This window comes from Nocardioides ultimimeridianus, assembly GCF_054777895.1.
Genome location: NZ_BAAHAB010000009.1, coordinates 329,203 through 347,164 on the forward strand (window position 1 = coordinate 329,203; position 17,962 = coordinate 347,164).

16 protein-coding genes are annotated in these 17,962 nt (G+C 73.3%); 3 read left to right on the forward strand and 13 right to left on the reverse strand.

The window, feature by feature from the left end; all coding sequences use genetic code 11:
• Positions 1–18 precede the first annotated feature (18 nt).
• From murD to mraZ, 8 genes are all read right to left on the reverse strand, one after another.
• A complete protein-coding gene (gene murD, locus ACYU8V_RS10120; RefSeq protein WP_460847084.1) occupies positions 19–1,485 on the reverse strand; it encodes a UDP-N-acetylmuramoyl-L-alanine--D-glutamate ligase in 1,467 nt (488 codons plus the stop codon).
• The gene (gene mraY / locus ACYU8V_RS10125; protein ID WP_460847087.1) at positions 1,485–2,570 is read right to left on the reverse strand and encodes a phospho-N-acetylmuramoyl-pentapeptide-transferase; all 1,086 of its coding nucleotides are present in this window, start codon (positions 2,568–2,570) and stop codon (positions 1,485–1,487) included. Before mraY ends, murD begins: the two co-directional genes overlap by 1 nt.
• A complete protein-coding gene (locus ACYU8V_RS10130) occupies positions 2,567–4,000 on the reverse strand; it encodes a UDP-N-acetylmuramoyl-tripeptide--D-alanyl-D-alanine ligase (RefSeq protein ID WP_460847089.1) in 1,434 nt (477 codons plus the stop codon). The genes mraY and ACYU8V_RS10130 overlap by 4 nt, the downstream gene beginning before the upstream one ends.
• Positions 3,997–5,523 carry a UDP-N-acetylmuramoyl-L-alanyl-D-glutamate--2,6-diaminopimelate ligase gene (locus tag ACYU8V_RS10135; protein WP_460847091.1) on the reverse strand — a complete coding sequence of 509 codons (1,527 nt, stop codon included), beginning with the start codon at positions 5,521–5,523 and terminating at the stop codon, positions 3,997–3,999. Before ACYU8V_RS10135 ends, ACYU8V_RS10130 begins: the two co-directional genes overlap by 4 nt.
• A complete protein-coding gene (locus ACYU8V_RS10140; RefSeq protein WP_460847093.1) occupies positions 5,517–7,295 on the reverse strand; it encodes a peptidoglycan D,D-transpeptidase FtsI family protein in 1,779 nt (592 codons plus the stop codon). Before ACYU8V_RS10140 ends, ACYU8V_RS10135 begins: the two co-directional genes overlap by 7 nt.
• 22 nt (positions 7,296–7,317) lie before the next feature.
• Positions 7,318–7,875, reverse strand: coding sequence for a hypothetical protein (locus tag ACYU8V_RS10145; RefSeq protein WP_460847095.1), 558 nt, complete (start codon positions 7,873–7,875; stop codon positions 7,318–7,320).
• Positions 7,875–8,846, reverse strand: a complete 972-nt coding sequence (gene rsmH, locus ACYU8V_RS10150) for a 16S rRNA (cytosine(1402)-N(4))-methyltransferase RsmH (RefSeq protein WP_460847096.1) — start codon at positions 8,844–8,846, stop codon at positions 7,875–7,877. The genes ACYU8V_RS10145 and rsmH overlap by 1 nt, the downstream gene beginning before the upstream one ends.
• A gap of 258 nt (positions 8,847–9,104) precedes the next feature.
• Positions 9,105–9,521: a division/cell wall cluster transcriptional repressor MraZ gene (mraZ, locus tag ACYU8V_RS10155; RefSeq protein WP_460847097.1), complete on the reverse strand. Its 417-nt coding sequence runs from the start codon at positions 9,519–9,521 to the stop codon at positions 9,105–9,107.
• Positions 9,522–9,693: 172 nt separating this feature from the next.
• On the opposite strand from mraZ, the gene ACYU8V_RS10160 reads away from it, so the two are divergent.
• Genes ACYU8V_RS10160 through ACYU8V_RS10170 form a run of 3 tightly spaced genes read left to right on the forward strand, consistent with a single transcriptional unit; the run spans position 9,694 to position 14,143 of the window.
• On the forward strand, positions 9,694–10,662 hold the full coding sequence (locus ACYU8V_RS10160) for an AAA family ATPase (protein ID WP_460847098.1): 969 nt from the start codon (positions 9,694–9,696) through the stop codon (positions 10,660–10,662).
• Positions 10,663–10,676: 14 nt separating this feature from the next.
• Positions 10,677–11,897 (forward strand): DUF58 domain-containing protein, encoded by a 1,221-nt coding sequence (locus ACYU8V_RS10165; protein ID WP_460847099.1) that lies wholly within the window; start codon positions 10,677–10,679, stop codon positions 11,895–11,897.
• Positions 11,894–14,143 (forward strand): transglutaminase family protein, encoded by a 2,250-nt coding sequence (locus tag ACYU8V_RS10170; RefSeq protein ID WP_460847101.1) that lies wholly within the window; start codon positions 11,894–11,896, stop codon positions 14,141–14,143. Before ACYU8V_RS10165 ends, ACYU8V_RS10170 begins: the two co-directional genes overlap by 4 nt.
• Before the next feature lie 216 nt (positions 14,144–14,359).
• On the opposite strand, the gene ACYU8V_RS10175 is transcribed toward ACYU8V_RS10170, so the two are convergent.
• From ACYU8V_RS10175 to ACYU8V_RS10195, 5 genes are all read right to left on the reverse strand, one after another.
• Positions 14,360–14,806 carry a DUF3040 domain-containing protein gene (locus tag ACYU8V_RS10175; protein ID WP_460847102.1) on the reverse strand — a complete coding sequence of 149 codons (447 nt, stop codon included), beginning with the start codon at positions 14,804–14,806 and terminating at the stop codon, positions 14,360–14,362.
• A gap of 134 nt (positions 14,807–14,940) precedes the next feature.
• A complete protein-coding gene (gene dinB / locus ACYU8V_RS10180) occupies positions 14,941–16,164 on the reverse strand; it encodes a DNA polymerase IV (protein WP_460847103.1) in 1,224 nt (407 codons plus the stop codon).
• Positions 16,165–16,179: 15 nt separating this feature from the next.
• Positions 16,180–16,893, reverse strand: a complete 714-nt coding sequence (locus ACYU8V_RS10185) for a methyltransferase domain-containing protein (protein WP_460847105.1) — start codon at positions 16,891–16,893, stop codon at positions 16,180–16,182.
• 37 nt (positions 16,894–16,930) lie between these two features.
• Positions 16,931–17,353: an SAV_6107 family HEPN domain-containing protein gene (locus tag ACYU8V_RS10190; protein WP_460847106.1), complete on the reverse strand. Its 423-nt coding sequence runs from the start codon at positions 17,351–17,353 to the stop codon at positions 16,931–16,933.
• 95 nt (positions 17,354–17,448) lie between these two features.
• Positions 17,449–17,937, reverse strand: a complete 489-nt coding sequence (locus ACYU8V_RS10195; RefSeq protein ID WP_460847108.1) for a hypothetical protein — start codon at positions 17,935–17,937, stop codon at positions 17,449–17,451.
• Between the last annotated feature and the right edge of the window lie 25 nt (positions 17,938–17,962).

The window sequence follows — 17,962 nt, forward strand, 5'->3', positions numbered from 1 at the left end:
TCCGTTCGCGCTACATCGTCAGCTGGTGTGCTCCCGGACCGCCGCTGCGAAGGCGTCGCCCCGGGCCTTGTAGTCGGTGAACTGGTCCATCGATGCGCATCCCGGAGCGAGGAGCACCGTGTCGCCGGGACGAGCGACCCGAGCCGCCTCCGCGACGACGCGCCTCATCAGGTCAGCACCGTCTACGGCACCAGTCTCGCCGTTGTCGACCACGATGATCGGAACATCCGGAGCGTGTCGCGAAAGCGCATCGGCGATGACCGCGCGGTCCTGGCCGATGAGCACGACGGCCCGCAACCGGTCCTTCGCCTGCCCGACCAGCTCGTCGAAGGTCGCTCCCTTGGCCAGTCCTCCGGCCACCCAGACCACCGGCTCGTAGGCGAGCAGCGAGGACTGCGCGGCGTGCGGGTTGGTGGCCTTGGAGTCGTCGACCCAGGTGATGTCGTCGTGGATCGCCACGGTCGCGATCCGGTGCCCGTCAGGCCGGAAGGACCGCAGACCGTCGCGTACGGCGGTCCGGGCGACCCCGTGCGCCAGTGCGAGTGCGGCCGCGGCCAGGGCGTTGGCCACGAAGTGCGGTGCCGGGGAGTACAGGTCGGCCACGGTGCACAGCTCGGCGGCGCTCGACTGCCGCTCGTCGATGAACGCCCGGTCCACCAGGAGGTCCTCGACCACCCCGACCATGCCGACGCCGGGCATCCCCAGGGTGAAGCCGATCGCCCGGGCGCCCTCGACGACGTCGGCCTCCTCGACGAGTCGCCTCGTCGCCGGGTCCTCCACGTTGTAGACGCAGGCCCGCTCGACGCCGGTGTAGATGCGGCCCTTGTCGGCGGCGTACGCCGTCATGCCGGCCTCTCCGGGCCCGTACCAGTCCAGGTGGTCCTCGGCGAGGTTGAGCACGGCGGCCGACTCGGCCGCCATCGAGTCGGTGTAGTGCAGCTGGAAGCTGGACAGCTCGACCACGATGGCGTCGTACGGCTCGGGGTCCATGACGGCCTCGGTGATCGGCAGGCCCACGTTGCCGGCCGCCACGGTGCGCAGCCCGGCGGCGCGCAGGATGGCCTCGAGCATCTGCACCGTCGTGGTCTTGCCGTTGGTGCCGGTCACGCACAGCCACGGCGCGGCGTGGGCGGGGTCGCGCAGCCGCCAGGCGAGCTCGACCTCGCCCCAGACGGGCAGCCCGCGCTCCTGCGCCTGGACGACGAGCGGCGAGTCGGGCCGGAAGCCCGGTGAGACGACGAGCAGGTCGACGTCGTCGGGGAGGGCGTCGGTGGCGGTCGGGCCGGCGACGAACACCGCACCGAGACTCTCGAGGAGCTCGGCGCGCTGCTGGATGGAGGGCGCGACGGCCGCGGTCAGCACGGTCACGTCCGCGCCGAGGAAGAGCAGGTTGTCGACGGCCGCGGCGCCGCTGGTGCCGAAGCCCGCGACGACGGCGCGGACGCCGGACCAGGAGTCGTGCCGGCCCAGGGTGATGACGTCCATCAGGCCTTGGCCACCCACTCGGCGTAGAACAGGCCGACGCCGGTCGCCACGCACAGCACGGTGATGATCCAGAACCGGATCACCACGGTGACCTGCTCCCACCCGAGCATCTCGAAGTGGTGGTGGATCGGGGCCATCCGGAAGATCCGTCGGCCCTTGGTGACCTTGAAGAAGCCGACCTGCAGCATCACCGAGAGGGTCTCCACGACGAACAGGCCGCCGAGGACCACCAGCAGCAGCTCGGTGTGGGTGAGGATCGCGAACCCGGCCAGGGCGCTGCCGAGCGCCAGCGAGCCGGTGTCGCCCATGAAGATCTTGGCCGGCGAGGCGTTCCACCACAGGAAGCCCACGCAGCCGCCGGTGATCGCCGCCGCCACGATCGCGAGGTCGAGCGGATCACGGACGTTGTAGCACGCCGCATGGCTCTCGCCGGCGCCGAGCGGGCGCTGGCACCACTGGTTGTTCTGCCAGATGTTGATCAGGGCGTAGGCGCCGAAGACCATCGCGCTGGCACCGGCGGCGAGCCCGTCGAGGCCGTCGGTGAGGTTCACGGCGTTGGAGAAGCCGGCGACGTACAGCCAGATCAGGGCGACCGTGATCACCGCCGGCAGCGCCAGCCAGCCGATGTCGCGCAGGAACGAGAGGTGCCGCGAGGCCGGGGTGACGCCGTGCTCGTCCTTGGTCCACGAGGACAGCGCGAGGCCGGCGAACACCAGGGCGATGATCGTCTGCCCGACCATCTTCGCCTTGCTGCGCAGACCGAGGTTGCGCTGCTTGTAGATCTTGATGAAGTCGTCGAGGAAGCCGACCAGGCCCATGCCGACGAAGAGGAAGATCAGCAGCAGGGCCGAGGCGCTGGGCTCGGACCAGGTGATCAGCTTCGCGGCGAAGTAGCCGACCACGGCCGAGAGGATGATCGCGACGCCACCCATGGTGGGAGTGCCGCGCTTGGACTGGTGGCTGGTCGGGCCGTCCTCACGGATCTCCTGGCCGTAGCCGAGCTGGGTGAAGTACGAGATCGCCGTGCGGGTGCCGAGCAGAGAGATCAGCAGCGCGATGCCCCCGCTGAGCAGGATCGCCTTCACCTGGGGTCCTCCTGGGACTGGTCGGGGGCCGGATCGGGGGCATGGTCGGGCTGGCCGGCCGCGAGCAGCTGCTCGGCGATCCACTCCAGCGCGGCGCCGCGCGAGGCCTTCACCAGCACGACGTCCGTCGGAGCGGCATTCTGCCGCAACCAGTCGAGCGCCTCCGAACGGCCGGGCGTGAGGATCACCTCAGTGGCGCTGTCGCGGGCGCCGTCGGCCATGGCCGCGGCGGGCTCGCCGACCACCACGAGGACGTCGACGCCGAGCTCGGCCGCGGCCCTGCCCACTGAGCGGTGGCCGGTCTCGTGCTCGGCGCCGAGCTCGCGCATCTCCCCCAGCACCGCGACGGTACGCCGCCCGGACCGCTCCCCGATGGCCGTGAGCGCCTCGAGACCGGCGCGCATCGACTCGGGGTTGGCGTTGTAGGAGTCGTTGATCACGACCAGGCCGTCGGCCTGCTCGGAGAGCTCCATCCGCCACCGGCTGGACGGCTCGACGGTCGAGAGGGCCTGCGCCACCTCGGCGGGCGCACAGCCGGTCGCGATGGCCATGGCCGCCGCCGCGGCGGCGTTGAGGACCTGGTGGGCGCCGATCTGACGCAGGGAGACGGGGTAGAGGTCGTAGCCGCGGTCCTCACGTGCCACGCCCAGGCTGAAGGAGGGGCGGCCGAGGTCGTCGAGCTCGACGAACCGCCACGTCACCCTGCCGTCAGTGCCGAACGACAGCTTGCGCGGGACATCGCCGTCGCCGGCGATGTGGTGGACGACCAAGGCGTCGTCGCTGTTGTAGACGGCCGTTCCGCCCTCTCGCAGGCCGCTGAAGATCTCTGACTTGGCCTCGGCGATGACATACCTGCTGCCGAACTCGCCGACATGGGCCGTCCCGACGTTCAGCAGGGCACCCACGGTCGGGGGCGCGATCCGACACAGCTCGGCGATGTGACCGATCCCCCGCGCGCCCATCTCCACGACCAGGAAGCGGGTCTCGGTGGTCGCGCGGAGCACGGTGAGCGGGACGCCGAGCTCGTTGTTGTTGTTGCCGGCCGTGGCGACGACGGCGGCCTCGCCGTGGATCGCCCGCAGCACGCCCGCGAGGTAGTCCTTGGTGCCGGTCTTGCCCTGGGAGCCGGTCATCGCCAGCACCGGAACGCCGAGGGTGTCGACGACCCGCCGCGCCAGCAGGCCCAGCGCCGCGACCGGGTCGTCCACGACCACGGTGGGCCGGTCGGTGGGGCGCGAGCCCAGGACGGCGTGGGCGTCGGCGACGTACGCGTGCCCGTCGACGCGCTCCCCCACCACCGCCACGAAGAGCCCGCCGGCCACCGGCTCGCGGCTGTCGACGTACGCCGGTGCGCTCACCACCAGGTCGGCCGGACCGTGCAGCGCGCCACCGACGACGTCGGCGATCTCGGCGAGGGTCATCGGGATCATCGGGTACCACCCAACCCCACGAGGACCTCGCGCGCGACCTCCCGGTCGTCGAACGGGTGCACCACACCGGCGATCTCCTGACCGGTCTCGTGGCCCTTCCCGGCGATGACGACGACGTCCCCGGAGCGGGCCTCCCGCAGCACCCGGGCGATGGCCTCGTGCCGGTCGCCGATCTCGGACACCTCGGCGGATCCGGACGCGGTGCCGGACAGCACCTCGGCCCGGATCGCGTCGGGCGGCTCGGAGCGCGGGTTGTCGTCGGTGACCACGACCCAGTCGGCCAGCTCGGCCGCGATCGCGCCCATGATGGGGCGCTTGCCCTTGTCCCTGTCGCCACCGGCGCCGAGCACGATGATCAGCCGCCCGGACGTCACCGGGCGCAGCGTGGCGAGCACCGCCTCGACCGCGTCGGGCTTGTGCGCGTAGTCGACGAAGACGTCGAAGTCCTGCCCGGCGTCGATCCGCTCGAGCCGGCCGGGCACTCCCCCGCCGGCGGCGATCCCGCGGGCCACCGACGCCACGTCGAAGCCCGCCTCGGCCGCCGCGGCGATCGCGGCCAGGGCGTTGACCACGTTGAACTCCCCCGGCAGCGGTACGCCGGCGGCGACCCGCGCACCATCGGGAGTCACGACCGTGAAGCCGGTGCCGTCGGCGCGGGGGCGCAGGTCGACGGCACGCCAGTCGGCGTCCTCGCCGGCGTCGCCCAGCGCGAGCGTGCGGACCGGGATCGGCGCATCGGCCGCCAGCCGCCGCCCGTGCTCGTCGCCGACGAACACCAGCCCGAGCCGGGCCCGCTCGGGGGTGAACAGGGACGCCTTGGCGCGGTAGTAGCCCTCGAGGTCCTTGTGGAAGTCCAAGTGGTCGCGACCCAGGTTGAGGAAGACCGCGACGTCGAAGACGACCCCGTCGACGCGGCCCATGACCAGCGCGTGGCTGGAGACCTCCATGGCACAGGCCTGCACGGACTCCTCGCGCATCAGCGCGAACAGGCCGTGCAGGTCGGGCGCCTCGGGCGTGGTGAGCGCGGTCTTCACGTCCTCGCCGGCGATCCGGGTGCCGACCGTGCCGATGGCGGCCGAGCGGATCCCCGCGGCCGTCAGCCCGCCGTCCAGGAGCCGGGTCGTGGTGGTCTTCCCCTGGGTGCCGGTGACACCGATCATCCGCATCGCACCCGCCGGATCGGCGTACACGGCGGCGCTGAGGGCGCCGAGCACCTCCCGCGGACGGGGTACGACGAGGGCGGGCAGCCCGGCCTGCGCCGCGGCGCCCGCGCCGTCGGGGTCGGTGAGGACGGCGACCGCCCCGGCCGCGGCGGCCTGGGGCAGGAAGGTGGCGCCGTGCGCGGTGGCGCCCGGCAGGGCGGCGTACACGTCCCCGGGCTGCACGCGGCGCGAGTCCAGGCAGATGCCGGTCACGGCGACGTCGACCGCGGGCGGCGCGATGCCGAGCCGTTGCGCCAGGACCGCCAACATCACGGGCTGCGGCCGGCGCGGCCGGGTCGGGACGAGGTCCGCGCTCACCATTCGACGGGCGTGTCCGACGGCTTCGCACCGGTCGGCGCGACGCCGTAGCGCGCCAGGGCGTGGGCCATCAGCTTGGAGAAGACCGGGCCGGCGGTGCTGCCGCCACCGCTGCCCGCCTTCGGCGACTTGATCACCACATAGATGGTGAACCGCGGGTTGTCGGCCGGGGCGAAGCCGGCGAAGGAGACCGTGGTGCTGTCGTACAGCCCCGACTTCCCGACCTCCTGCGCGGTGCCGGTCTTGCCGGCCACGACGTACCCGGGGACCTGGGCCGCCGGGGCGACGCCGATCGGTGAGGGCTTGACCACCTGCTCCATCATCGTCGTCATCTTGTGCGCGGTCTGGGGGCTGATCACCCGGCGCACGGTCGCGTCGGCGCTGCCGACGGTCTGCCCCGCGTCGTTGGTGGCCGACCCGAGGATCAGGCTGGGCGAGATGTACTCGCCGCCGTTGGCGATCGTGTTGACCGCGCTGATCTCCTGCAGCGCGTTGACCGACAGCGACTGGCCGAACGCGATGCGGTCCTTGATGCCGGTCGTCCACTGGTCCAGCGGCGGGAGGATGCCCGGGGACTCACCGGTCAGGCCGATGTTCGTGCGCTCCCCCAGCCCGAACTCAGTGAGGTAGTGCCGCATCAGGCCCGCATTGAGCCGCGACGAGGCGAGGACGGTGCCGACGTTGGACGACTTGGCGATGACGCCGGCCAGGGTCAGGTCCAGCAGGCCGTGCGGCCAGTAGTCGTGGATGATGCGGTCCTCGACGTGGATCGACCCGGGGACCCTCAGCCGGGTGCCCGGTCCGATGGACGGCTTGGCGTCCATCAGGGCGCTCAGGGTCAGCGTCTTCTCGACCGAGCCGGGCTCGTAGACGTCGGTGAGCGCGGCCGAGTGGTAGAGCTTGTGCGAGTACTCCTTGGGCAGGGAGGCGTCGTACGTCGGGTAGTCGGCGTGCGCGAGCAGCTGACCGGTCCGGGTGTCCATCACGATCGCGACGCCGGACTTGGCGGCGGCCCCGCGCACGGCCTGCTGCAGGACGCGCTGGGTGTAGAACTGCATGTTCGCGTCGAGGGTCGTGGTGAGGTTCGCGCCGTTCACCGGCGGCGTCGTGGTGTTGTCGCCGAGCGGGATCTCGTTGCCGGCCCCCACCTCGTAGCGGGCCGAGCCGTCGGTGCCCGACAGCAGCGTGTTGAAGTTCGCCTCGAGCCCGGCCAGCGGGTGCGCGGAGCCGTCGTCGTTCGGCGTGCCGAGGAAGCCGACGAGGTTGGCCGCCACGTCCTTCTGCGGGTAGACGCGCAACGGGTCGTTGTTGGTGAACAGGCCGCCCCAGCCATGGCTGTCGGCATCGGCGACCACCGCCGTCGCCTGCGCCGAGGGGACCTGCCGGTCGATGTAGACGAACCGGCTGTTCTTGGTGCGCAGCAGCGCCAGCGTGTCGAAGTAGTCGACCCCGAGCCGGCGGGCCAGGAACGCAGCCAGCTTGGCGGCGTTCTTCGAGGTCATCGTCGGGTCGGCGACGATCATCAGCCCGGACGCCGACTGGGCCAGCGGCTGGCCGTTGCGGTCGAGGATCGCGCCGCGCGTCGCAGGCAGCACGATCGAGACGCTGCCCTCGCGGGCCGCCATGGCGGCGTACGCCCCCGGGTCGACGGCCTGGAGCTGGATCAGGCGCGCGCCGAAGACCGACAGCACGAAGGCGATCACGAGGAAGCCCACGCGCAGCCGCAGCCCCGGCGTCCCGCGGCGCATGCCTCCGCGGCGCAGCTTGGTGCTCACTGCTCCAACCTAGGTCGTGCGGTCACCGATTCTTCGGGGGCACGCCGGACCCGGTCTTCTTCGGGTTCGTCGCGTCCGGCGTCGGGGTCTTCACCGTCACGGTGGGCGGGGTGAACCCGGCCGGCGGCTTGGCCGAGGGCTGGCGCAGCGGCAGGCCCGGCCCCTCCGCCGGCATCGGAGTGCCGGAGATCCGCCCGGTCCGGAAGTCGAGGATGCCGGCGGTGCCGGTGGGCACGATCATGCCCATCCGCTGCGCGAGCCGGGCGATCCGCTGGGGGTCGCGCAGCGCGTCGAGCTGGAGCTGCAGGGCCTCCTGCTGGGCGTCGAGGTCGCGTGCCTGGCGGCTGAGCGCGGTCTCCCGGAAGGAGGCCTGCTGCATGGAGGTGTTGAAGAAGAGCAGGCCGACCACGCCGCCGAGCAGCAGCGCGCTGATCAGCATCACGAAGGGCACGCGCGGCGCACGGCTCGACGCGATGCGCGGGCGTGGTACGACGGTGAGCCGGGCGCGCTGCAGGGCTCGCTGGGCGATCCGCGGTGCGACGCGCGGGGAACGGGTCGGGTTCGGTGCGGCGCTGCTCATCAGGCGACTCCCTTTCGGCGGGGCTGCTGCGGACGGATGCGCTCGATGGCGCGGAGTCGCACCGAGGCGGCTCGGGGGTTCTGGGCGATCTCCTCGTCGGACGCCTGCTCGGCGCCGCGGGTGACCAGGCGGAGGGCGGGCTCGTGCCCCTCCGGGACGAAGGGCAGGTCGTCGGGGACGTGGCTCGCGGTGGCCGCGGCGAAGACCCGCTTCACCAGCCGGTCCTCGAGCGAGTGGTAGGACTCCACGACGACCCGGCCGCCGACGGTGATCGCGTCGACCGCGGCGGGCATCGCGCGCTCCAGGACGCGCAGCTCGTCGTTGACCTCCATGCGCAGGGCCTGGAAGGTGCGCTTGGCCGGGTGTCCCCCGGTCCGGCGCGCCGGGGCCGGGATGGCGGCGTACAGCAGCTCGACCAAGCGCCCGGAGGTGGTGAACGGCTGCTTGGCCCGCTCCCGGACGATGGCGTCGACGATGCGGCGCGCGTTGCGCTCCTCGCCGTACTCCCTGAGCACCCGGACCAGGTCGCGCGGCTCGTAGGTGTTGAGGACCTCGGCGGCGGTGATGCCGCTGTCGCCCATCCGCATGTCGAGCGGGGCGTCGACGGCGTACGCGAAGCCACGCTCGGGCAGGTCCAGCTGCATCGAGGAGACGCCGAGGTCGAACAGGATCGCGTCCACGCCGGGCAGCCCGAGGTCGTCCAGCACGTCGGGGATCTCGTCGTACACGGCCCGGACGCCGGTGAATCGCTCACCGAAGGGCGCGAGCCGCTCGCGGCTCATCGCGAGCGCCTGCGGGTCGCGGTCGATGCCGATCACCCGGGCGAGCGGGCACCGCTCGAGCACCGCCTCGGTGTGGCCGCCGAGGCCGAGGGTGCAGTCGATCATCACCGCGCCCTCGTGGTCGAGAGCAGGCTCGAGCAGTGCCACGATCCGGTCCACCATGACCGGCACGTGGTGCGCGTTCGCCATCGCCTTCGACCCTTACCCAGAGAATGCTGCGGACCTGCAGATGAGATGAGCGGATCCGTAGGGCCTGATCTCGGTCCGCTTCCGGAGCTCTGGCGCCGCCTGGGACCGGGGAAGGTGTTCCAGGTGACGGGGTGCGATGCCCGCCTGGTGCCGGGGAAGTGGCTCCAGGTGTGCGCCGCGTGAGGTGGAAGCGGCCCGAGATCGGGCCCTGCGGATCCGCTGTGGACTTGTGGTGGTGGGACGTGGAGGGCGGTGGAGCTAGTCCTCGTCGTCCTCGTCGAGGTCGGCGAACTCCTCCAGCGCCGCGGCCTGGAACTCGCGCCACTTGTCGGGGTTCCAGATCTCCAGGCGGTCCCGTACGCCGATGACCACGACCTCGCGCTCGAGGCCGGCGTACTCGCGCAGGTTCGCCGGAACGCCGATCCGGCCCTGCTTGTCGGGCGTGGCCTCCTCGCCACCCGCGAACAGCACGCGGGCGTAGCTGCGAGCAGCGCGGTTGGTCATGGGCCGGGCGGCGGCCCGCTCCGCCTCCGCGGCGAAGACGTCGCTGGGCCAGACGACGAGGCAGTTCTCCTGTCCCTGCGTCACCACCAGGCCCCCCGCCAGACGTTCCCTGAATTTCGCGGGGAGGAACAGGCGGCCCTTCTCGTCCAGCTTCGGCGTGTAGGTGCCCATGAAGAGCATCCCGCACCCCCTGCTGAACCGGTTCAGGCTCCGTGTTCCTCCACTTTCCACCACACTACTCCACTTTCCCCCACCGTCAACCACCTTCCTCCCCGTGTCCCCACCCCCGGCCGCCCCTCGTCCCCACCCCCTCCCGGTCGGTGCGGTGACGTACGGTTGCGGCGTGGAGATCGCCGAGCGCAACCCGGGAGAGACGGTCACCGCGGTGGCCGAGGTGGCACAGCGGATCCGTGCGAATGTCGAGCGGGTGATCGAGGGCAAGAGCGACGCCGTCACGGCCGCGCTCGTCGTGCTGCTCGCCGAGGGTCACCTGCTCCTCGAGGACGTCCCCGGGGTCGGCAAGACGATGCTGAGCAAGGCACTGGCCCGCAGCATCGACGCGACCGTGCGGCGCATCCAGTTCACGCCGGACCTGCTGCCCTCCGACGTCACCGGCGTCTCGGTCTACGACCAGTCGACGCGCGAGTTCGAGTTCCGGCCCGGCGGGGTCTTCGCCAACATCGTGATCGGCGACGAGATCAACCGCGCCTCCCCCAAGACGCAGTCGGCGCTGCTGGAGTGCATGGAGGAGCGCCAGGTCACCGTGGACAACCAGACCTACCTGCTGGATGCCCCCTTCATGGTGATCGCGACCCAGAACCCCGTCGAGATGGAGGGCACCTACGCGCTCCCCGAGGCCCAGCGCGACCGGTTCCTGGCGCGGATCTCGATCGGCTACCCGGTGCCGGCCGCCGAGCGGGCGATGCTCGACAGCCACACCACCGTCAACCCGCTCGACGACCTCGAGCCGGTCACGGACGCGGCCGAGATCCGCAAGGTGATCGCGCTGGTGGGCCAGGTGCACGTCGCCCCGGCGGTGCAGGACTACGCCATCGCCCTGACCTCCGCCACGCGCACCCACCCGGACCTGCTGCTGGGCGCCTCGCCGCGCGCGACCCTGCACCTGGTGCGGGCCGCGAAGGCGTACGCCGCCCTGCACGGCCGCGACTACGTCCTGCCCGACGACGTGCGCACCCTGGCCCTGCCGGTGCTGGCCCACCGGCTGCTGCCGAGCGCGTCGACCTCGGCCGGCGGCCGCACGGTCGACGACGTGCTCGGCGCCATCGCCGCCTCGGTCCCCGTCCCGTCCTGACGCGGCAGGACACCATGCCCGAGCGCCGCGCCCGCCCCGAGCTCACCCTGCGCGGTCGTGCGTTCGTCGCCGGTGGCTCGACCACGGTCTTCTGCGCGGTCCTGCTCGGCCAGACCGCGCTGGTGCGGATCGGCGTGCTCGCCCTGGTGCTGCCCGTGCTGTCGTGGGCGATCACCCGGATGCGACACCACGACGTGGAGGTCCGCCGGCTGGTCCCCCGCGCGGTGGTCCCCGCGGGAGCGGCGTGCGCGGTCGAGCTGGCGGTGCACTGCACGGCGACCGAGACCCTGCTGGTCGAGGAGAACCTGCCGCACGCGCTGGGCAGCCGGCCGCGGTTCGTGCTCGACGCCGACCGCGACGAGCACCTGCTGCGCTACGTCGTCCGCTCCGATGTGCGCGGCCGGTTCACGGTGGGCCCGCTGATGACCCGCACCTCCGATCCCTTCGGCCTGGTGGAGCTGCGTCGCACCCTGCAGGGGACCTCCGCGGTCACCGTGACGCCGCGGATCGTGGCGCTGCGCGGCGTCAGCCTCGGCGGCGGGCGCACCGGTGCGGGCGAGCGCTCCGCCCCGCTGGCCGCGGCCGGGGCCGCCGAGGACGCGACCGTGCGCGAGTACCGCCGCGGCGACGACCTGCGGCGCGTGCACTGGCGCAGCTCGGCACGCGTCGGCGAGCTGATGGTGCGGCGCGAGGAGCACCCGTGGGAGGCGCGCGCGACCGTGCTGGTCGACGACCGGGAGTCCGCGCACGCCGGGCACGGCCCGACCAGCAGCCTGGAGACCGCGGTGGTGATCGCCGCATCGGTCGCCGAGCACCTCGACCAGCGCGGGTACGCCGTACGCCTGGCGACCGCGGGAGGCCTGGTCGAGTCCGGCACCGACCAGCTGTCCCTGCTGCTCGAGCACCTCGCCGTGCTGGGCCTGCGCCGGCGCGTCGGCCTCGACGTCGGCTGGCACGACGAGCCCGGCCGGAGCGGGATCGTGGTCGGGATCTTCGGGCACCTCACCGCCGACGACGCCCTGCCCCTGCGCCGGCTGCGGCAGGGCGCCGCCATCGCCGCGGGCTTCGCCCTCGACACCCCGCAGTGGGCCGGGGCGGCCGCGGTACGGGGCGCCGACAACGAGTCCGCGCGCGCCCTGCGCGACCAGGGCTGGCGAGCGGTCCCGATGGGCCGCACCACCGGCGTCGAGGCGGCCTGGCGCGACCTCGCGGCCAGCGCGGAGGTACGACGGTGACGCGGGCCGACCTCGCCCACAACGGCCTGCGCAGCGCCCTGGCCGCGGCGACCACCTGGGTCGCGTTGACCTCCTGGCACGGCTTCGTGACCTACCCGTCGGCGTACCTGCTGGTGGCCGCGGCCCTGGCCGCAGCGCTCGCCCTCGCCGGCACGCTGACGCCCGGCCGGCTGGGCCGGCGTACCTGCATCGCCGTGGACGCGGTGGTGGGCCTCCTCGTCGTCGGGTGGGCCGCGTCCGGCTCGCCGGTGCCGGGCGCCGGGCACTCCCCGGCCAGGGCCCTGGGCGACGGGCTCCAGGCCGCCTCGGACTACCGCGTCCCGCTGGACCACAGCCTCCCCAGCCTCACCCCGCTGCTGGTGCTGGTGTGCGCGATCTTCCTGGTCGTGGTGCAGGCCCTGGCCGTCCACCTGCGGCGGCCCTCGCTCGCCGGCCTGGCGCTGCTCGCGGTCTTCGCCCTGCCGGCCGGCTTCACCGGGCTCGGGTCGAGCGCCCCCGCGTTCGCGGGCGCCGCCGCCGGCTACCTCGCGGTCCTGGTGCTGGACGCCCGCGATCGCCAGCAGCACTGGGGGCGGCGAACGACCGATCCCACCACCGGCCAGCTGCGCGCCCTGCGCTCCGCGGCGCCGACCACGCTGGCCGCGATCGTCGTCGCCGTGCTCGTCGGCGCGATCCTCCCGCTCCCCGACGACGGCCTGCTCCACCTCAACGGCGACGGCGGGTCGGGCGTGACCATCATCCGGCCGCTGATCGACATGCGCCGGGACCTGACCCGCGGCGAGGACGTGCCGCTGGTCGACCTGATCACCGACGACCCGGATCCGGGGTACCTGCGGATCGCGGTGCTCAACCGGTTCACCGGCGACGTGTGGTCCAGCGGCGACCGCAACGTCGACCCCGCGCGCACCGCCCGCGGTCCGGTGCCGCTGCCGGCCGGGCTGTCCCCCGCCGTACCCCGCACGTCGTACCAGGAGCAGGCCCGGATCCTGCCCGAGTTCAGCTCGACGTGGCTGCCGACCGACTACCCCATCGACGCGATCAGCGCTCCGGGCGACTGGCGCTACGACCCCACCACGATGGACTTCATCGCGGGCAAGGACACGAACGCGTCGGGCAGTGTCTACTCCATGACGGCGGTCCGTCTCGACTACGGCACCGACGGCTCCTTCTTCAAGGACGCGGCCGCCGGCGCGGTCCCGGCCGAGGACTCCTACGTCCCGGCCACCGTTCCGGCATCGGTACGCGACCTGGCCGAGCAGGTCACCGAGCGCGCGACCGACGACTACCAGCGGGCGCTGCTGCTGCAGGACTTCTTCCGGGTCAGCGGGCACTTCCAGTACAGCCTGCAGCGCGCGCCCGAGGGCACCGTCGGCCAGACCATGGAGACGTTCCTGAGCACGCGTCCCGGGGGCCGGATCGGCTACTGCGAGCAGTTCGCGTCCGCGATGGCCCTGATGGCCCGCATCGTCGGGATCCCGGCCCGCGTCGCGGTCGGGTTCCTCGTCCCGGACCGCATCGGACCCGACTCCTGGGAGTACAGCTCCCACGACCTGCACGCATGGCCGGAGCTGTACTTCGCCGACGCGGGCTGGGTGCGCTTCGAGCCGACGCCGGCGGGCCGCGCGAAGGAGGTGCCGGCGTACTCGGTGGTGACGGTGCCCGGGCAGAACAAGCCCGGCTCCCCCTCGACCCAGCCCACCGAGCAGCCCTCCGACGGCAGCTCCGGCGGTCCGACCGCGACCGTCCAGCCGAGCACCGGGCCGCGGAAGGTGCCGGAGCCGACCCCGACCGGCGGTGGCGGCACCGAGAGCACCACCAGCTACTGGTGGCTCGCGTGGACGCTCGCCGTCACTCTGGTCGTCATGGCCGCGGCCGCGCTGCCGTCGCTGGTACGCCGCCGCCGGCGCGAGCGCCGACTCGCCGGCGACGCCGAGCAGCTCTGGACCGAGGTGCGGGCGACCGCCACCGACCTCGCCATCGCCTGGCCCGAGGACCGCTCACCCCACGAGGTCGCCGACCGGCTGGCCCCCGTGGTCGGCCGCGGCGAGCCGTCGGCCGCGCTGCGGGTCCTGGCCGACGCGGTCTCCGAGCTGCGCTACGGCTCCCCCGCCCGTGCGGTCGCCGTCGCCACCCGCACCGACATCGCCCCTGCCGCGACCCAGGTCATCGCGGCCCTCGAGGCCAGCGTCACCCCGCGCCGCCGGAGGTGGGCCCGCTGGGCCCCCGCCAGCCTGTTGACCCGCTGAACGAGGCGCTGCAGCAAGGCCAGTCGGGGCCACCCGTGTCTTGCCGCCAGACCAAGGCAGGACCTACGAGAGACAACCGCGGTAGCGGCAGCGCGGCGCCGCCGGCGCCGGTTGCCGAGCGTGAGCGATGAGGCGACGGAGGGAGCGAGGAACGAGCGACCGGAGGAGCCGAGGCGGTCACGCGAGGCAAGGCGCCGATCAGCGGCGACGCGCTCGCTACCAACCAGAGCTGTCGCGGCGGCGGCGCCAGCGGGTGCGCATGGTGTCCATGAAGGCGCTGCGCCCCCGGGGCCGACGGCTGCGGCCGCGGCGGCCGCCGTCGACGACGGCGAAGCCCGAGGGGTGGTGGCGGTGGGCGGAGGTGTCGCCGGCCGCGAACGCGACCGGGCCGACGCGCTGGCCACGCAGGGCGGTCAGGCCGAGCGTGGCCGCACCGAGCATGATCACGAACCCGGCGATGCCGATCTGCCAGTAGTGGGTGATCACGCCGGCCATCAGGACCGCGATGCCGACCACCAGACCGAGGGCGGCGATGAACGCGTTGCGACGCGCGGCGTTGCGCAGGGTGGTGCCGCGCAGGGTGGAGGCGAACTTGGGATCCTCCTCGGAGAGGGCGCGCTCCATCTGCTCAAGCAGTCGCAACTCCTCTTCCGAGAGTGGCACTGGATCCTCCGCACTCCGATGAAACCCGCCGCACCACGTGCTGTGCGGTCGGTCTTCGTCCAAGTGTAGGCAGCCGCGCGGGAGACTGGTAGGGAAGCCCTGACATTTTGTGATCGCGCTCGCACGGGGGGCGCTCAGAGCAGGCTCGCGGGACGCACCGCGCCGGACCCGAACCGGCCCGAGGCCCGGTCGACCGCGCGGTCGAGCTCGGGCCAGCCGGGGTCCCGCTCGCCGAAGGCGAGCTGCCGCCCGAGCTCGGGCCGGGCGAGCTGCAGCCGCTCGAGTCGTACGCCGAGCAGGCGGATCGCGCGGCGGCAGGCGGCCGGTCCCTGCTGCTCGAGCAGCACGTCGAGGAGGGCGAGCGCGGCGGCGTACACGTCCTGGGTGACGTCGGTGGGTTCGCGCAGGGTGCGCGAGCGGGAGACGGTGACGAAGTCACTGAACCGCACCGTGATCGCAACGACCCGCCCCACCTTGCCCGCGCCGCGGGCGCGGGCGGTGATGCGAGCGGCCAGCCGGAGCAGCTCGCGGGCCATCAGCGGACGGTCGCGGATGTCGACGGCGAGGGTGTGCTGGGACCCCATGCTTCCCTCGGGCTCGCCCTCGCCGAAGCCGAAGGTGCCCGCGCCGCCGGAGGTGAGGTAGTCGCGGTCGTCGCCCCAGGCCAGGTGGTGCAGGACCCGGCCGAGGTGGTTGCCGACCCTGCGCTGCAGGTCCTCGACGGGCACCCGGGCCAGCTCGCCGACGGTCGTGATCCCGAGCCGGTGCAGGCGCAGCCGGGTGGCGTCGCCGACGCCGTACAGGACGCCCACGTCGAGAGGGTGCACCTCGGCGACGAACCGCTCCGGCGACAGGACGAGGACCCCGTCGGGCTTGGCGCGGCGACTGGCGAGCTTGGCCACCGACACCGCGGCGGCGATGCCGACCGAGCAGGTGATGCCGTGCTCGGCGCGGACGCGGGAGCGGATCCGCTCCGCGATCAGCTCGGGCGGACCGAACAGCCGCACCGCGCCGCGCACGTCGAGGAACGCCTCGTCGAGCGAGACGACCTCGACGACCGGCGTGACGGAGCGGAAGGTCTCCATGATCGAGCGCGACACCGGCCGGAGCAGGTCGAAGTCGGGAGGCATGAAGAGCGCCTGCGGGCACAGCCGGGTGGCCTCGGTGCCGGACATGCCGGAGCGGACGCCGTACGCGCGGGCGGGGTAGTTGGCCGACAGCACCACGCCGCGGTGCCCTCCCCCGATCACCACCGGCCGGTCGTGCAGCTCGGGTCGGTCGCGGATCATCACCGACGCGTAGAACGCGTCCATGTCCACGTGCAGCAGGTGCAGGAACGGCGGATCGGTCGGCGGCATCAGGCCGCCGGCGGGTCAGCGCGCCAGGACGTGCACCTGCGCGGCGAGGGGAAGGTACTCGGGGCGGGCTGCGACGGCGCGCTCGAGCTCGGCGAGGGCGGCGGGGCCGCCGGACTCCTGGTCGATGAGGGCGCCGGGCACCAGGTCGGTGAAGACACGGACCGCGTGCACCGACTCCACCGTGAAGCCGGCATCGGCCAGCAGGGCGTCGACCTCGTCGCGGGTGAAGCGGCGGCGGCCGCGCACCGAGTCACCGGCGCCGAGGTCGTCGAGGATCGCGCGCGCCTGACCGAACTGCCCGGACATGGCGCGCGCGACGACCGCGGCGTGGGTCTGGGCGACCAGCAGGCTGAGCAGGCCCCCGGGCCGCAGGACCGCGCGGATCGAGGCGAGGGCCCGGGCGGGGTCCACGACCTCGAGCACGCCGTGGCACAGGACCACGTCGGCGCTGGCCGTGCCGACGATGCCGGCGAGCTCCTCGACATCACCCTGGTGACCGACGACGTTGACGCCCGCCTCGCGGGCGCGGCGGCCGAGGGCAGCGAGCGCGTCAGGGCTGGGGTCGACCACGGAGACGCGGTGCCCCATGGCCGCGATCCGTACGGCGGAGCCGCCGGTGCCGCCGCCGATGTCGACCACCTCGACCGGGGACGAGCCGAGGGCCTGCTCGAGCCCGTCCCAGACGACGACGGTGCGCGGGGAGACTGCCGCGGGCTGTGGCGATGCCATGTGCCGAACACTACGGGGCCTCCGCGCCGTCGGGCCCTCAGCCCGCCGCACGACCCGCGAGCCGCTCACCGACCGAGGCGTGCGGCGTCAGGCCGAGGGCGTGCTCGACGACCGCGAGGAACCGGTCGGCGTCGCGCACCAGGTCGTCGGCCTCGCGCTCGGTCACCGCTCGCGACGAGCCGGCCTCGGCGGCCGCCCGCTTGGCGGCACCCGCCGCGAAGAAGCGGGCCCACTCCTCCATCTCGGGCGCGATCTCGGCGAGCAGCACCCACGCGTTGCGCTGCTGGCGCCGCTTGGCCGGCTCGGGGCGCGCGCGGGCGGCCAGCAGCGCGGCGGCGGCCCGCAGCGCGGAGACGTGGGCGCAGGCGTAGCGCGTCGCGATGTCGCGCGCCCCGACCGCCTCGCTCAAGGATTCTGCCGACCTCATCAGGTAGGAATGGGTCGTCGCCGGCAGCATCATGGCCGCCCCCTTCCGCGGTGATCGTGCCGCCGCCGTTGATCGTGTTCGAACGTCTGTTCGATACGACCAAGGTACCGCGCCCGACCGACACAACGTCAAGAGTCCGCGTCGACCATCTCCCCGACGCTCGCCTGCGCCGGTCCTCCCGGCTCGGGGCGGCGCAGGAAGCCGCCCACGCTCGGGTGCCACAGCAGCAGCAGCGCCACCGCGCTGAGCACGGCCGCGACGGTGAGGGCGCACTCGACGGCGAGCGGCGGCGCGGTCCGCATCACCGCGAAGGACCCCAGGAAGACGCCCGCGCCGACGATGCTCAGCGCCCACCGGCTCCACTCCTGGGCCTGCCGCAGCAGCGCGACCAGGAGCAGGACCGTCACCGCGATGAAGCCGTAGAGCACCAGCACCACCGGCACGAAGGACACCGGCCGGATCGTGCTGTCCGTGGGGTGCAGCGGGGCCCAGTCGTCGGCGATCTGGTGGCGGCGTACGACGACGAGGACCGACACGACCAGGCCACCGGCGACGAGCGCCCAGAACAGCCGGCTGACCAGCACGACGGCGTGCGGCCGATCCGCCTCGGTCTGCATCGTTCCTCCTCGATCGGCAGCAGGG

What these genes read in the sequence shown, in the direction of transcription:
- rsmH (WP_460847096.1), bottom strand. Translation starts at nt 8,846, where the DNA reads ATGGCGAACGCGCACCACGTGCCGGTCATGGTGGACCGGATCGTGGCA.
- mraZ (WP_460847097.1), bottom strand. Translation starts at nt 9,521, where the DNA reads ATGGGCACCTACACGCCGAAGCTGGACGAGAAGGGCCGCCTGTTCCTC.
- ACYU8V_RS10190 (WP_460847106.1), bottom strand. Translation starts at nt 17,353, where the DNA reads ATGATGCTGCCGGCGACGACCCATTCCTACCTGATGAGGTCGGCAGAA.
- ACYU8V_RS10130 (WP_460847089.1), bottom strand. Translation starts at nt 4,000, where the DNA reads ATGATCCCGATGACCCTCGCCGAGATCGCCGACGTCGTCGGTGGCGCG.
- ACYU8V_RS10195 (WP_460847108.1), bottom strand. Translation starts at nt 17,937, where the DNA reads ATGCAGACCGAGGCGGATCGGCCGCACGCCGTCGTGCTGGTCAGCCGG.
- dinB (WP_460847103.1), bottom strand. Translation starts at nt 16,164, where the DNA reads ATGCCGCCGACCGATCCGCCGTTCCTGCACCTGCTGCACGTGGACATG.
- ACYU8V_RS10145 (WP_460847095.1), bottom strand. Translation starts at nt 7,875, where the DNA reads ATGAGCAGCGCCGCACCGAACCCGACCCGTTCCCCGCGCGTCGCACCG.
- murD (WP_460847084.1), bottom strand. Translation starts at nt 1,485, where the DNA reads ATGGACGTCATCACCCTGGGCCGGCACGACTCCTGGTCCGGCGTCCGC.
- ACYU8V_RS10135 (WP_460847091.1), bottom strand. Translation starts at nt 5,523, where the DNA reads ATGGTGAGCGCGGACCTCGTCCCGACCCGGCCGCGCCGGCCGCAGCCC.
- ACYU8V_RS10185 (WP_460847105.1), bottom strand. Translation starts at nt 16,893, where the DNA reads ATGGCATCGCCACAGCCCGCGGCAGTCTCCCCGCGCACCGTCGTCGTC.
- ACYU8V_RS10165 (WP_460847099.1), top strand. Translation starts at nt 10,677, where the DNA reads ATGCCCGAGCGCCGCGCCCGCCCCGAGCTCACCCTGCGCGGTCGTGCG.